Genomic DNA, 14,412 nt, shown 5'->3' with positions numbered 1-14,412 from the left:
ACCGTCGGCGCCCGATGGCCATCGAAATCCGCTGATCGAATCAGCGAACGCGCCTTTCCGATGGCTCAGCGTTTTTTTGCCGAAAGCGGGATCACCCCTTTGACGTTCAGCATCCCGGTAGGCTCCGGCGGCAGGTAGCCCCAGTCCGCGTCGGTGTCGTCGCGGCTCGAACCGCCGCCCTCGTCCGACTGACCGGGCTTCGACCGGCGTTCGTCGCCGGGCGACTCGCCGCTTGACGGCCGGTGCGCTTCGCCCGCGCCGCGGGGCGAGCGCTCGGCGCTGTCGCGCCTTCGATGCCGCAGCACGAATTGCGCAACGCGTTCCACATGCTCGCTCGTCACGACGGCCGCCGACTCCAAAGCGGCCAACGCCCGTGCCGCTCGCAGCATGACGAGATCCGCACGTAAGCCGTCGACCGCCGCGTCGATACAGCGCGTACTGATCGTGTCGTGCACATCGTCGGCGAATCCCAACTCGGGCAAGCTCGCCCTCGCCTCGCGAATGCGCTGGGCCAACCGTTGCTGCTCGTGCTCGTACGAGGCTCGTAACGCGTGCGGATCGCTGTCGAAGGCCAGGCGCACCTTGACGATTCGCTGCCTGATTTCGGCATCGAAACAGTTTTCCAGTTGCACCATGAGCCCGAATCGATCGAGCAATTGCGGGCGAAGTTCGCCCTCCTCGGGATTCATCGTGCCGATCAAGACGAAGCGCGCCGCGTGGCTATGGGAGATGCCGTCGCGCTCAACCACGTTGATTCCGCTGGCCGCCGCGTCCAGCACGACGTCCACCAAGGCGTCGGCCAGCAAGTTCACTTCGTCCACATACAGCACGCCGTTGTTCGCGCGTGCGAGCAACCCCGGCGAAAATTTGACTTCGCCGCCTCGCAGCGCTTCGTCGAGATCGAGCGTACCGACCACGCGATCCTCGCTCGCGCCGAGCGGCAACGTCACGAAGTGGCCGTCGGGCAGCAACTCGGCGAGCGAGCGCGCCGCCGTCGATTTGGCGGTGCCGCGCGGGCCGCTGACGAGGACGCCACCGATCGACGGATCCACCGCGACGAGCAGCAATGCGTCGCGCAGCGCGTCTTGACCGACCAAGGCACTCAGCGGAAAAGGCGGCGGCACCACGCCGGCGACGGGGGCATTCGATCGATTCACGATGACCTCTGTTCGATTCGTTGCTCGGTATCGAGCAGATGTTCTTCGATCTGCGCCCGGTACGCACCCGGCTCCTGCCACAAACCGCGTTCGATCGCTTCGAGCAGACGCTCGCAGATCGAATGAAGCGCGTGCGGATTGTGTTGCCGCATGAAGTTGCGCGTATCGGCATCGTTCACGTAAGCATCGCTGACAAGCGCGTATTGATGGTCCGAGACCACGCGTGCGGTCGCGTCGTATCCGTAGAGATAATCCACGGTCGCCGCGATCTCCGCCGCCCCCTTGTAACCATGCCGCTTCACGCCGTCGAGCCATTTCGGATTGACGACGCGCGAACGGATCACGCGCGCAATCTCCTCGCCGAGCGGCCGAACGCGCGGAGCGTCGGGATTGCTGTGATCCGCGTGATAAAGCTCGGGCTGCTGGCCGGAGAAATGGCGCACGGCCGCGGCCATCCCCCCTTGAAATTGGTAATAGTCGTTGGAGTCGAGCAGATCGTGCTCGCGATTGTCCTGGTTTTGCAGCACGACATCGATGCTGGCCAAGCGCGTGGCGAATGCACCATGGGCCTGCTCGCCCGCGCTTGCCGACGCATAGGCATAGCCGCCGAATGCGCGGTAGGCATCGGCCAGATCCTCATCGGTATCCCAAGCCTTCGCATCGATCATCTGCTGCAACCCGGCACCGTAGGCGCCCGGCTTCGCGCTAAACACCCGCCAGCCCGCCCGTTTTCGGGCCTCGTTCGCATCGAGGCCGCGTGCGATCCATGCATCGCGTTCGCGCAGCACGCGCGCACGGATCGGATTGACGTCCTCGGGCTCGTCGTCGAGTTCGGCGACCGCTTGCACGGCCGCATCGAACAAATGCATGACGTTCGGAAACGCATCGCGGAAAAATCCTGAGACGCGCAGCGTGACGTCGATGCGCGGCCGCTCGAGCACGCCGGCCGGCAGGATTTCGAAATCGGTCACGCGGTGGCTGCCCGGCGCCCATTTCGGACGCACCCCAAGCAGCGCCATCGCCTGGGCGATATCGTCGCCGCCCGTGCGCATCGTGGCCGTCCCCCAGACCGATAGACCGATCGCGCGCGGATAGTCGCCATGCTCTTGTAGATGACGTTCGAGCAACTGGCGCGCCGATTTCAAGCCCAAGGCCCAGGCCGCTTGAGTCGGGATAGAGCGCGTATCGACGGAATAGAAGTTGCGCCCCGTCGGCAGCACGTCGGGCCGGCCGCGCGAGGGCGAACCGCTCGGTCCGGGCGGCACGAAACGCCCTTCGAGCCCGCGCTTCAGGTGCCGCAACTCTTCGCTGCCGCAGGCCGCAAGACGCGGCGCGACATCTTCGCGTACACGATCGAGCACCTGGCCGGTCAACGGCAGCGCCTGCATCGGGATATGGTCCTCGGCCGTGCTATCGCAGAGCGAATCGAGCAGGCGTTGGGCCAATAGCTCCAATCGCTCGCGCGTGTCGCCGTTATGCCGCCATGGGGCGGTACTGACGCGCTCGAGAAGCGCCGGACGAGGCCCGGTCCAAGGCGTCGACCATTCCGCCGTCAGCGGATCGAACAGATGATCGATATGGAGATCTTTCGCGAGCGCATCGATCAAACCGGCGTTTTTGCCTCGCCCATCGCCCACCGGAAAGCGCGCGAGTGCAAGCAACGTGTCGCGCCGCTCGCGCCCCGCCGGCGACCGGCCGAACACATGCAGACCATCCCGGATTTGCGCTTCTTTCAATTCACAGAGCCACGCGTCGACACGCGTAAGCAGCGCATCTTCCTCGTCTTGCCCCGTGGGCTTCGCGATACTGAGCTCGTCGTGCAGCCGATGGCGGACGATCGTTTCGAGGATCGTGCCGCGCAGCAGCTTCGCCCGGCGTGCATCGACCATCAATGCTTCGTAGTACTCATCGACTTGCCGCTCGAGGTCTTGCAGCGGCCCATACGATTCGGCGCGGGTAAGCGGCGGCATCAGATGATCGATGATGACCGCCTGCGCGCGCCGTTTCGCTTGGCTGCCTTCACCGGGGTCGTTGACGATAAACGGGTAAAGATGCGGCATGGGACCGAGCGTCAGGTCGGGCCAGCAGCTCTCGCTAAGCGCCACGCTCTTACCGGGTAGCCATTCGAGGCTACCGTGTTTGCCGACGTGGACGAGCGCATCGATCTTGAAGACCTCGCGCAGCCAAAAGTAAAACGCAAGATAGGCGTGCGGGGGAACGAGATCGGCGTCGTGATAGCTCGCGTAATCGCCCGCCACACGGGAGCGCGACGGTTGAATGCCGACGAAGATACGCCCGCACCGCCATCCGGCGATCATGAAGCGCCCTTGCCGCACGGTCGGGTCGCTCTCCGGCGGTCCCCAGCGCTCGTTGAGCGCATCGCGCACTTGCTCAGGCAGCGCCTTGAACGCCGCTTGGTAGTCGTCGAGCGAATAACTTTGCAGCGCCGGGCGCAAATCGCGCACCGAGGGATCGTTCGTCACGCCTTGCATGAGACGCGCCATCAGCGCTTCGCCGTCGATCGGCAACGCATCGGTGCAATAGCCCCCCTGCTCCAACGACTTCAGGATTTCCACGACCGACGCCGGCGTATCGAGCCCCACGCCGTTACCGATTCGCCCTTCGCTCGCGGGATAGTTCGCGAGGACCAAGGCAAGCCGTTTCTCTTCGTTGGCCAAAGTGCGCAGCCTGCACCAGCGGCGAGCGAGTTCGGCGACATACGCCACGCGCTCCGGGTCCGGCTGATAGCGCACCACGTCCACTTCGGTATGCGGGCACCGGTATGCAAGGCCCTTGAAGCTGATCGCTCGCGTAATGATGCGGCCGTCGACTTCGGGCAAGGCGATATGCATCGCGATATCGCGCGAATTGAGGCCCTGGTTGTCCTTGACCCAATCGTCGCGATTGCCGCCGCTCAGAATGACTTGGAAAACCGGCGCGTCGATGCCGAACACGGGCCATTTGCCGTCTTCAGGCGTCGACGCGGCGAACGCCGTCGTATTGAGGACGAGCCCTACCTCGTGCTCGCGGCACAGCTCCGTCACAAGCGCATGACTGACCGCATCCTTGAGCGAGGTAATCGCGATCGGCAGTGGATTGAGGCCCCGCGCCTCGAGCGCCTCGATCAACGCATCGAATACGGCCGTGTTCGATGCCTGAAGATGCGCGCGGTAAAAGAGGATCGCGACGACAGGTGCATGGAGCTGCCAACGCGCTTGCCAATCCGACATCGCCGGCCGATCGTGACGAGGATGGTAAAGCGCCGCGTTCGGGACGCACACCGGCAGCGGGGGCTCCTCGCCCCAACCCAACGCATGCCATGCAATCGCACGCAAAAACGCCTCGGCGTTGGCGGGCCCACCCTCGCGCAAGTAACGCCATAAGCGCGTACAAAATTCCGGGCTGGCCGTGCTCTGCGCGATGAGATTCGGATCTTCCTGCAAATCGCCCGAGAACATGACGAGCGTCTGCCCCTTAGCCCGCGCCAGTTGAACCACCCGTTCGATCCCGTACGGCCAATAGGCTTCGCCGCCCAAATGATCGATGACGACGACGCGTGCATGCTGGAGCACGTCGTCGACATAAAAGTCGACGGACGCCGGTTGACGCAGATACGTGACGTTCGTCAGCCTCAGGCTCGGGAAGCCATGGCCCAACCGCTCGACCACGCCGGCCAGCAGCGAGAGCGTCGTATCGGCCGAGCTGAGCACGACGATATCGCCGGGACGCTGATCGATACGAACGACACCCGCGGTGTCATCGACGAAACCACCGGGGACCGTCCGAAGCAAATGCATGCAAGGCTCGCTGACGAGGCAACCGGATTACGCGGCCGCGCCCGACGCCGCGAGCGCGGCGTCGAAGTCGCGTTGCAGCCGCGCCGCATCCAAGTCTTCGCCGATCAGCACGAACTTGCTCGCGCGCGTTTCGTCGTCGCGCCAACGCCGATCGAAATAGCTGTCGAAACGCTCGCCCACGCCTTGGATGACAAGCCGCATGGCCGCCCCCGGCAAGGCGGCGAAGCCCTTTGCGCGATAGATCGTATGATTGGCGACCAGATGCCTGAGCGCGGCGATCGCGTGCTCGCGCGTGCCCGGCGCACCCGAAACGACGACCGAATCGAAATCGTCGTGATGATGATCGGGATCGTCGGCCGAGCCGTGATGATCGGGGCGTGCGTCGATCGTCGTCTCCGAAGCCGCATTCAAGCCGAGCAAGACCGACAGGTCGAGCCGCCCGTTGCTCGCCGGTACGATCTTGACGTGCGGGGGAATGTCTTCGCGAATGAGCTTGGAAACGGCTGCTTGAGCCGTCTCGTCCAGCAAGTCGGTCTTGTTCAGCACGACAAGGTCGGCCGCGCTCAGTTGATCCTCGAACAGCTCATGCAGCGGCGATTCATGGTCGAGATTGGGGTCGCTTCTGCGCTGCGCATCCACCGCGCTCGGATCGTCGGCAAATTGGCCGCTCGCGGCCGCCGGTCCATCGACGACGGTGACGACCGCATCCACCGTGAAGCTGTTGCGGATCGACGGCCAGTTGAACGCTTGCACGAGCGGCTTCGGCAGCGCGAGCCCCGACGTTTCGATCAAAACGTGATCGATCGTTGCCCGCCGCTCGACCAAGGCCTCCATCACCGGGAAAAACTCCTCCTGAACGGTACAGCACAAACACCCGTTCGCCAGTTCGTACAGCTGACCTTCGCGCGCTTGCCCCGTTTCGTCGCACCCGATGCCGCAACCTTTAAGGATTTCGCCGTCGATGCCGAGTTCGCCGAATTCGTTCACGATCACGGCAACGCGCAAGCCTTTTGCCTGAGCGAGGATATGTCGCAGCAGCGTGGTTTTACCGCTGCCGAGAAAGCCCGTGATAACGGTCACGGGGATTTTGCGCATGGATGTCGACATGATGGACAAAGGTGACAAAGCACTGATTCTCCCGACGGCGCGCCGCCTTCCCGCAGCATGCTGTCGTCTTCTCCGGCCGGTATCCGGGCTGACGAACGTACCGCTTCACCTTCCCGCGCACGCTAGCGCGCAGTGGTTTAGCACATGCATGACGATGCATGTGTCGAAGCCGGCCGTGTATCGCGCGAGCGCGACACATTCGCTTACCGTTGCGGGGGCAGCACAGGCAGGTTGGCCGCGACTTGCATCGTGCCGAACCGCTGTTTCCCGTTTAACTGCGCATGTTCGAACGCATGCGCGAGCACCAGATTAGTCGCGAGTGTAGGTATGTGGGACGGACCCGTCAAGGAAACGCAGCTTGCGAACGTGGCGCGCTAAAGGCCTGTGGTATCTTCGTTTCCCCTTGTCTTCCCGCTTTCTCGAACATGCAGCCTCGCCTCGGCGCCCCGTGCGCCGTCTCCCCGTGGCACCCGCAATACGGCGCCGCTCGACGCCTACGTGTGCCAGCCGCCCGATCTCTCGACGGGAGGCGGCGATGAGCCGGGCATGGCTGATCGGAGCGGGCCCGGGCGACGCCGAATTGATGACCGTGAAAGCCATGCGCACGCTCGCATCGGCCGATGTCGTCCTCGTGGACGACCTGGTCAACCCGGAGATCCTCGAGTTGGCGCGTGCCGACGCGCATATCGTTCACGTCGGCAAACGCGGCGGAAGCCCGTCGACGCCGCAACACGAGATCATCGCCACGATGCTCGCGCATCTGCGGGCCGGCCGTAGCGTGGCGCGCCTGAAAGGCGGCGATCCGTTCGTGTTCGGGCGGGGCGGAGAGGAGTTGGAGGCATTGCGCGCCGCCGGCGTGAAAGTCGAGGTCATCAGCGGCGTGACGGCCGGCATCGCCGCGCCGGCGACGCTCGGCATCCCCATCACGCACCGGGGAATGGCGCAGGGCGCCATCTTCGTCACGGGCCACGGCGCCGACGACAAGGAGCCCGACTGGCGGGCATTGGCGGCCACCGGCTTGACGCTGGTCGTCTACATGGGCATTCGGCGCGTGGACGACATCGCCGATGCGCTGCTTCAGGCAGGCCTGCCGGGAGACACGCCTTGCGTCGCGATCGAATCGGCCACGCTGCCCAAGCAGCGCGAAGTCTTGACCACTTTGGACAGGCTGCCGGCCGGCGTGAGCCAAGCCGGGCTGGGATCGCCGGCGATTCTCGTCATCGGCAGCGTGGCCGCCTTGGCTCGCAAGGACGCAGCCGCCCTGCCGGGAAGAACGCTGACGGTCGGATTGGGATTTCGCCGGGGCGTCACCGTCGATCAGATCGAGGCGGCCATCGGCACCTGCTTGGCACCAAATACGATCGCCGACGTCGCGACGGTCGCGACACTCGAGACGAAGGCCGGCGAACCGGCGCTTACCGCTTTTTGCGAGCGCTACCGGTTACCGCTGGTCACGTTTTCGGCACAAGACATTCAAGCGTGCTTTAGCCGCTACCCGGCACTGCGCACGTCGCCGCACGTTCAGACCCACCTCGGTGTGGACGGGGTATGCGAGCCGTGCGCACTGCTCGCGGCGGCGGACGGTATGCTTATTCGCGAGAAGCAAGCGCTGGACGGCGTAACGGTGGCAGTCGCCGTTTCGGGCCAATCGGACAAGCAGGATCGATCAAGGACATCATGAAGACGGACAATGAATCGCATCTGCGTATGACGCAGCGGCGCCGCGAAGGACACGAGAAAAAGCAAGCTTCCGCGACGTTGGAAAAGGGCTTGCTGATCGTCAATACCGGCAACGGCAAAGGCAAGAGCACCGCTGCATTCGGCATGGCGGTGCGTATGCTCGGTCACGACGAGCGCATAGGCATCGTGCAATTCATCAAAGGCGCCTTGCACACGTCGGAGCGCGATTTCCTCGGCGCGCATGCAAAGTGCGATTTCGTCACCATGGGCGACGGCTATACGTGGAACACGCAGAACCGCGAAGCCGACATGGCCACCGCCCGCAAGGGTTGGGACCAAGCCGTGGCGATGATCGAAAGCGGGGAATATCGAATGGTGATCCTCGACGAATTGAATACCGTTTTGAAGTACGAGTATTTGCCGCTCGACGAAGTGCTCGGCGTGCTGACGGCTCGCGCGCCGATGCAGCATATCGTCGTCACGGGCCGGCACGCACCCGATGCACTGATCGAGGCGGCCGATCTGGTCACCGAAATGCGTCTCGTCAAGCATCCGTATCGCGAGCAAGGCGTGAAAGCGCAGCGCGGCGTGGAGTTCTGATCGTGCCGGCATGCCCTGCTCTTCTGATCGCGGGCCCCGCATCGGGGCAAGGCAAGACGACGGTCACGGCGGGCCTTGCCCGCTTGCATCGCGAACGCGGCCGCAAGGTGCGCGTGTTCAAGACGGGCCCCGACTTCCTCGACCCGATGATCCTCGAGCGGGCGAGCGGCGCCCCTGTGCAATCGCTCGACCTATGGATGGTTGGGGAAGACGGGTGCAGCCGGTTGCTGGCCGAAGCAGCCGAACAAGCGGACTTGATCCTGATCGAAGGGGTCATGGGATTGTTCGACGGTACGCCGAGCAGTGCCGATTTGGCCGCACGATTTGGCGTGCCCGTCGCGGCCGTGATCTCCGCGCAGGCGATGGCGCAAACGTTCGGCGCGCTTGCGTTCGGCTTGGCCCACTACCGGCCCGACGTGTCGATCTACGGCGTGCTCGCCAATCACGTAGGCTCGGAGCGCCATGCGCGGATGCTCGAGGAAAGCGTACCGAAGGATATCCGTTGGCTCGGCCACTTGTGCCGGTCCGATCGGATCAAGCTGCCGGAACGGCATTTGGGATTGCATCAAGCGGGCGAGATCATTGAACTCGACGCGCGCATCGATTTGACGGCTAAATCGATCGCCGATACGGCGCTCGCCGAGTTGCCGCCGCCCGTTTTCTTCGAACCGCAGGCACCGCTCGCATTACCGAAGTCGCTCGACGGAATGCGAATCGCAATGGCCCGCGATGCCGCGTTCTCGTTCATCTTCCCGGCCAACGTGGGCCTGCTGGAAACGCTCGGCGCACACGTTGCGTACTTTTCGCCGCTGGCCGACGAGCCCGTGCCGGATGGGACTGATGCATTGTTTCTACCTGGGGGCTATCCGGAGTTGCATGCGCCGACGCTTGCCGCGAGCACGGTTAGCGCAGCCTCGATTCGGGCACACGCCGCGGCGGGCAAGCCGATCCTCGCCGAATGTGGGGGAATGCTCTATTTGCTCGACAGCTTGACCGATGCCGCGGGCGTTCAAACCCCGATGCTCGGCTTGCTTCCCGGACACGCGACAATGCACGAACGGCTTCGCGGTCTCGGCATGCAAGCATTGAATTCGAAATACGGTGTCATGACCGGGCACACGTTTCATTATTCGAGCATGGCGACCGATTTGGTTCCCGAGCGTCACACCTATCGGCCGCAAAGCGATGCAGCCGGTGAGCCGATGTTTCGCGAAGCGTCGATCGTCGCTACGTATATGCACGGCTATTGGCCGTCGAATCCCGCGCTTGCCGCGGCATTGTTCAAAGGTTCGGCGTTCTAATCGATCGGTCGCAAAGTTCGAGACGATGGAGTTTGAAAGCGCCGCGCGTGCAGAACAACGCGTGATGCACCGCTTAAACTCGCTCGCTATTCCTCTCCGACAACCGATCGAGCATCGTCAGTTTCTCCGATTCGCTCAGCGATTTCCAAGCCTTGATCTCTTCTCGCGTGCGCAAACATCCTTCGCAATAGCTGCGCGTCTGATCCATGCGGCAGACGTCGATACATGGCGAGCCGACAGGACGCACCGTGCGCGCCGCTGCAATCGCATCCGTAAGATCTTCGCTTCGGCTACCGACTTCTTCGTTTTCCATCACCCCTGCACCTCTTTCCCTACTGCACTTAATGCCGATTCCAGCCGGCCCCATTCGGTCTCGGTCGCCGGAAGGCCGAACCGGATTCCCGGTACCACGTCGAACCGGCGCACCCAAATACCCAAGCGAGCGAGGCCATCCTGCCAACGCGGCGCATGCTCGGTCCTCACCCATGAAAACAGCGGCGTGCTCATCACGTTCGGATGATACGGCCGAAGCAGATTCGCGAGACGCGCCCCGGAGGCGATGAGTTCGGCGCGCGTCCGCGTTTGCCATTCGGTATCGAGCAATGCGGCTCGCGCTACCACGCGGGCGGGCCCCGAGACCGACCATGGGCCACGCATCGCGCGCATGGCTTCGTCGATGCTGTCGTTTGCCAGCACGAAGCCGACGCGTGCGCCGGCGAGGCCATAAAATTTCCCGATCGAACGCAGCACGATCAACCCGTCTCGATTCGCGAGATTCGCCACGCTCAGATCCGGCATCGACTCGCCAAACGCTTCGTCCACCACGAGCGTACCGCCGCGGGCGGCAAGTTGCTCGCCCCATGCCATGATCTGTTGCGGGCTGTATCGCTCCGTACCCGGGTTGTTGGGATTGACCAGAATCAGATGCTTTAAATCGGCAGGCAGCTCGCGCGCCGGGTCAAGCACGAACGATGCGGCTCGTTCGAAGTCCGTAAGCGCCGAGGTCACGAACCGCGCGACGGGAAACCCGGCCCGCTCGAACGCCGGGGCGTATTCCCCGTAGGTCAATAGCCCCACCCCCACGCGCCCCGGCGGCAATACCGCCGGCAGCATGCGGATGGCGGCCTGCGTGCCCGCCACCGCGAGCGCGCGCGATGCGCCGTAGTGTGCGGCTGCGATCGCCTCGAGGTCGTCGTTATCGTCGGGCAGCCGGATCCACACTTGCGGATCGATCTGCACGGCCGGATAACCGTGCGGATTGATGCCGGTCGAGAGGTCGATCCAATCCTCGCGCGCAATGCCGTATCGAGCGGCGGCCTCCGTAAGATTGCCGCCATGAGGCACGTGCGCCGGAAGGGGGAGTGAAAACATGGGCGATCGTCAGGAAAGGGACATGAATAAGGTAAGCGCAAATTACTATCATAAGCCTTCCAGTCAAGCTGCCCGCCCCTACGCATTCCGTTCACGACTGCACGCCCGGCCACCACCACCTATTTTTTTGGGGGGGGCAACTATGAAACGGCTTTTTTTCGAACGCTAAGCTGCACAGGCACACTGCTCCCCGGTCAGTCGCTGCCGACCGATGATGGTCGCCAGATATTCCCGCAAGCGGACATTCCGGTCACCCCTCTGGATAGCTGTAAGCACCCGGTGAAGGCATCCCGGGCGCAAAGCGCTGGCGATCAAGCTGCAGCAGGTACCCAACGATGCGGTAGAAGCGCGGCGATGTCGTCGGCTCGATGAGTGGGCAATCGATTGAGGACGTCTTTCAGATAGACGTAGGGATCGTGGCCGTTGAGCTGCGCGGATCGAATGAGGCTCATGATCGCCGCAGCGCGTTGTCCGGCGCGCAACGAACCGGCAAACAACCAGTTCGACCGACTGATGGCCCAAGGACGGATCTGGTTCTCGAGCCAGTTGTTATCAATGGGCACGTGCCCGTTGTCCAGATAACGCGTGAACGCCTCCCAACGCCTGAGGCTGTAGTCGAGTGCCCTGGCGATCGCCGATCCCTCAGAGACGAGTTTGCGTTGGGCGAGCATCCATTGATGTAACGCATCGGCGATCGGCCGAGCGCGTTCTTGGCGCACTTCACGTCTGTGATCGGGAGTGAGTTCTGCGACATCGCGCTCGACCGCGTAAAGTTCGCCGTAGTATTTCAGCGCCTGCTCGGCGATTGCACTCTTGTTGCTGGCGTGCAGCTCAAAGAATTTGCGTCTTGCATGGGCAACACATGCGATCTCGGTGATGCCCAACTCGAATCCGGCTTTGTAGCCGCTGTGATCGTCACATACAAGCTTGCCGCGCCAGTTGCCGAGGAACTTGCGAGCATGTTCGCCCGCGCGGCTATCGGCGAACTCGTAGACGACGGCGCGCACGTCGGTGAACTGCGTCGTGGCGTATGCCCATACATACGCGCGCTGTGTCTTTCCTTTGCCGGGAACGAGCATTTGCACCGGCGTCTCGTCGGCGTGCAGCACGTCGTGCTGGAGAAGCACCTCCCGAAGCGCGTCGACCAGCGGCTGCAATCGCACACCGCAAACGCCAACCCACTCGCCCAGCGTTGACTGGGGGATGGCAAGACCCGCGCGTTCAAAGATGCGTTCTTGACGGTACAACGGTAAGTGATCGCCGTACTTCGCGACCAACACCTGGGCGAGCAACCCGACGGTGGCAATGCCCTTGTCGATCACATGGGGCGCAACGGGTGCCTGAATCAGCGTCTCGCATGCCTTGCAGGCCCATTTACCGCGGATGTGACGTTCGACCGTGAACACGCCCGGCGTATAGTCCAGCTTCTCGCTGATGTCCTCGCCGATACGCACGCGCTGGCAACCGCAGGCGCACGTGATGTCGTCGGGTTCATGGTGGATGTCGGTGCGCGGCAAGCGTGCTGGCAACGGCGCACGCTTGGGCTGCTGGCGCTGCTTGTCCTCGGGCGGCTTCGACTTCAACTGCTCGAGCTCGATTTCCAGCGCGGCCAGGTCGGCGTCGATGGCTTCGTTCAGCAAGCTCATCTGCTCGACGTTCAGTTGCTCGCTGCGCTTGCCGAATTGCAGGCGCCTGAGCGTAGCAATCTCGTGCGTGAGCTGGTCGATGCGCGTCTGGCGGTAGCGCAGCTCCCGCTCGTTCTCGCCAACCTGAGCCATCAACTGCGCAGCCAGCGTGCGCAGTTCGTCGGGACTCATAGCGTCGAGATTGGCGGGTAGGTTCATGCGGGCAGTCTGCCAGAACCCACCGCGCCGCGGAAGCAAGCCAGTTTACGGCTTTAGGGACATTACACGACCGTGATCGCGTGATCGTGGGCAAGCGTGCGCCAGGGCAGCCCCATCACCAGCGCCTGCAATTGCTCGGAGTTGAGCGCGGTGGCGATCATCAGGTCCCCATTCGTCCAGATGAACCGCCCCTTGTTCAGACGCCGAGCGGCCAGCCAGATACCCAAGCCGTCATAGACGAGCACCTTCATGCGCGTCGAGTTCTTGTTGGCGAACAAGTACGCGTGATGCGGGCGTGCCGAGCCGAAGACCTTGACGACACGTGCGAGGATCGTCTCGGTGCCGGCGCGCATATCCAGCGGTTCGGTCGCCAGCCAAATCGCCTCGATGCGAATCACCGCAGCCAACCTTGCAACCACGCAGCGCAGTCGCTGGCGGCCGACAATGGCCAACGCACCGTGACCACCGTCGCTCCACGGCGCACTTCCACCTCGATTGCGCCCGGCGCCGGCGCAACGCTCGGCGGCGCCGCGAGTTGTAGCGGAACAAATTCCGCGGGTGACACATTGGTTGAATGACTGGCCTGTGTAGCCCCGTGCCGCTTGGCTTGCCGGGTGATCCATGTGCGAACCAAATTGGCATTGAGACGATAGTGCAGCGCCACCGCCGCGATTGACACGTGCGGCTGCATCGCCGCGCGCATCACTTCCGCCTTGAATTCTTTGCTATGCCGGCGGCGCCGCACCGGCTGCACTGCGACTTCGGGATTCGCTACGAGTTCTTCCATCGTGTACACCTGTCCATTAAAAGTTGTTAATGGACACGATGCTCGCGTCAGAACACTCGAGCTTCAAGGCGACTTTGCCGGGTGCTTACGGATAGCTCAAGACCTTGTTACGATAGGGTCCCGTCATACGGCGCTGGAATCGATGTTGTTGCAAGTCACAAGACTTATTCATCTAGGTGCGATGCTGAGCCTATCGATTCTGTTGACGTTGGCTTACAAAGAAACAATTCACGCGGAGGACATGGCTAAGCCGGTTTGACCGACTGGAGCGTGGCGTACGTCCACTGCGGAAGAGCAATGCATGGGTTCGGCGACGCTCGCGAAGCTTGTCGTCTATGGGGAAATCTACAGTTTTGACGGTCTTTTCGATATCCGTCAGGGGCGAATTGTCACCGAAGCGCACTAAAGGATCGACCGGGATTCGTGAACTTTTCGCCAACCGTGGCATACGTCATTGATAGATAGGAAAAATTTTGTGTCGGCGTCTGCTGATTGACGCCGGGTTGTAGCGCAGATTTGCCGACCGACCCAAAGGAACATAACGTTCATCGGCTTCGCGCTGCGTGGGGAGGGAAAAGCAATGCTTCCTCGCCCTGGGCCGCGTGCGTACTTCAGAGCGCCGGCACAGCAAAGGGCGGTAACGTCCGAGCAGGAAGGTCGCCAAGTTGCGCCGAGTCAAGGAAGAGGGCACCGATGTCGATCGGTAAGGTTCAGCCATAAACGGACCGCCGATCTCAGTACTCATTGTGCTGACTCGCACCGAAGGGA

The 14,412-nt window shown here is 62.9% G+C and carries 11 protein-coding genes and 1 riboswitch; of the genes, 3 read left to right on the top strand and 8 right to left on the bottom strand.

Annotated features, from left to right (window positions below):
• Positions 1–65: 65 nt before the first annotated feature.
• From AB1286_RS25825 to cobW, 3 genes are read right to left on the bottom strand one after another with little or no spacing between them, the layout of a single operon-like run.
• Entirely contained in the window at positions 66–1,157 is a 1,092-nt protein-coding gene (locus AB1286_RS25825; RefSeq protein ID WP_430366073.1) for an ATP-binding protein, read from the bottom strand.
• Entirely contained in the window at positions 1,154–4,954 is a 3,801-nt protein-coding gene (gene cobN / locus AB1286_RS25820) for a cobaltochelatase subunit CobN (protein WP_430366072.1), read from the bottom strand. The genes AB1286_RS25825 and cobN overlap by 4 nt, the downstream gene beginning before the upstream one ends.
• Before the next feature lie 27 nt (positions 4,955–4,981).
• On the bottom strand, positions 4,982–6,049 hold the full coding sequence (gene cobW, locus AB1286_RS25815) for a cobalamin biosynthesis protein CobW (RefSeq protein WP_430366071.1): 1,068 nt from the start codon (positions 6,047–6,049) through the stop codon (positions 4,982–4,984).
• A gap of 69 nt (positions 6,050–6,118) precedes the next feature.
• Positions 6,119–6,385, bottom strand: a riboswitch (cobalamin riboswitch).
• 211 nt (positions 6,386–6,596) lie between these two features.
• Here cobW and cobA point away from each other — a divergent pair.
• Genes cobA through AB1286_RS25800 form a run of 3 tightly spaced genes read left to right on the top strand, consistent with a single transcriptional unit; the run spans position 6,597 to position 9,642 of the window.
• Positions 6,597–7,742 carry a uroporphyrinogen-III C-methyltransferase gene (gene cobA, locus AB1286_RS25810; RefSeq protein WP_430366070.1) on the top strand — a complete coding sequence of 382 codons (1,146 nt, stop codon included), beginning with the start codon at positions 6,597–6,599 and terminating at the stop codon, positions 7,740–7,742.
• Positions 7,739–8,341 carry a cob(I)yrinic acid a,c-diamide adenosyltransferase gene (cobO, locus tag AB1286_RS25805; protein WP_430366069.1) on the top strand — a complete coding sequence of 201 codons (603 nt, stop codon included), beginning with the start codon at positions 7,739–7,741 and terminating at the stop codon, positions 8,339–8,341. Before cobA ends, cobO begins: the two co-directional genes overlap by 4 nt.
• 2 nt (positions 8,342–8,343) lie before the next feature.
• Entirely contained in the window at positions 8,344–9,642 is a 1,299-nt protein-coding gene (locus tag AB1286_RS25800) for a cobyrinate a,c-diamide synthase (RefSeq protein ID WP_430366068.1), read from the top strand.
• Between the two features lie 73 nt (positions 9,643–9,715).
• On the opposite strand, the gene AB1286_RS25795 is transcribed toward AB1286_RS25800, so the two are convergent.
• The 5 genes from AB1286_RS25795 to tnpA all read right to left on the bottom strand — a co-directional run bounded on the left by AB1286_RS25795 (position 9,716) and on the right by tnpA (position 13,644).
• Positions 9,716–9,955, bottom strand: a complete 240-nt coding sequence (locus AB1286_RS25795) for a DUF1289 domain-containing protein (protein ID WP_430366067.1) — start codon at positions 9,953–9,955, stop codon at positions 9,716–9,718.
• Positions 9,955–11,013, bottom strand: coding sequence for a threonine-phosphate decarboxylase CobD (cobD, locus tag AB1286_RS25790; RefSeq protein WP_430366066.1), 1,059 nt, complete (start codon positions 11,011–11,013; stop codon positions 9,955–9,957). The genes AB1286_RS25795 and cobD overlap by 1 nt, the downstream gene beginning before the upstream one ends.
• 311 nt (positions 11,014–11,324) lie before the next feature.
• Positions 11,325–12,857, bottom strand: a complete 1,533-nt coding sequence (gene tnpC / locus AB1286_RS25785) for an IS66 family transposase (protein WP_430362721.1) — start codon at positions 12,855–12,857, stop codon at positions 11,325–11,327.
• 62 nt (positions 12,858–12,919) lie between these two features.
• Positions 12,920–13,255 carry an IS66 family insertion sequence element accessory protein TnpB gene (gene tnpB, locus AB1286_RS25780; protein ID WP_430361780.1) on the bottom strand — a complete coding sequence of 112 codons (336 nt, stop codon included), beginning with the start codon at positions 13,253–13,255 and terminating at the stop codon, positions 12,920–12,922.
• Positions 13,252–13,644: an IS66-like element accessory protein TnpA gene (gene tnpA / locus AB1286_RS25775; protein ID WP_430362722.1), complete on the bottom strand. Its 393-nt coding sequence runs from the start codon at positions 13,642–13,644 to the stop codon at positions 13,252–13,254. The genes tnpB and tnpA overlap by 4 nt, the downstream gene beginning before the upstream one ends.
• Between the last annotated feature and the right edge of the window lie 768 nt (positions 13,645–14,412).

This window comes from Trinickia sp. NRRL B-1857 (assembly GCF_050470685.1).
Lineage (GTDB): Bacteria > Pseudomonadota > Gammaproteobacteria > Burkholderiales > Burkholderiaceae > Trinickia.
The sequence above is the reverse complement of the archived record's forward strand: the minus strand, read 5'-3'. Positions and strand labels throughout refer to the sequence as shown.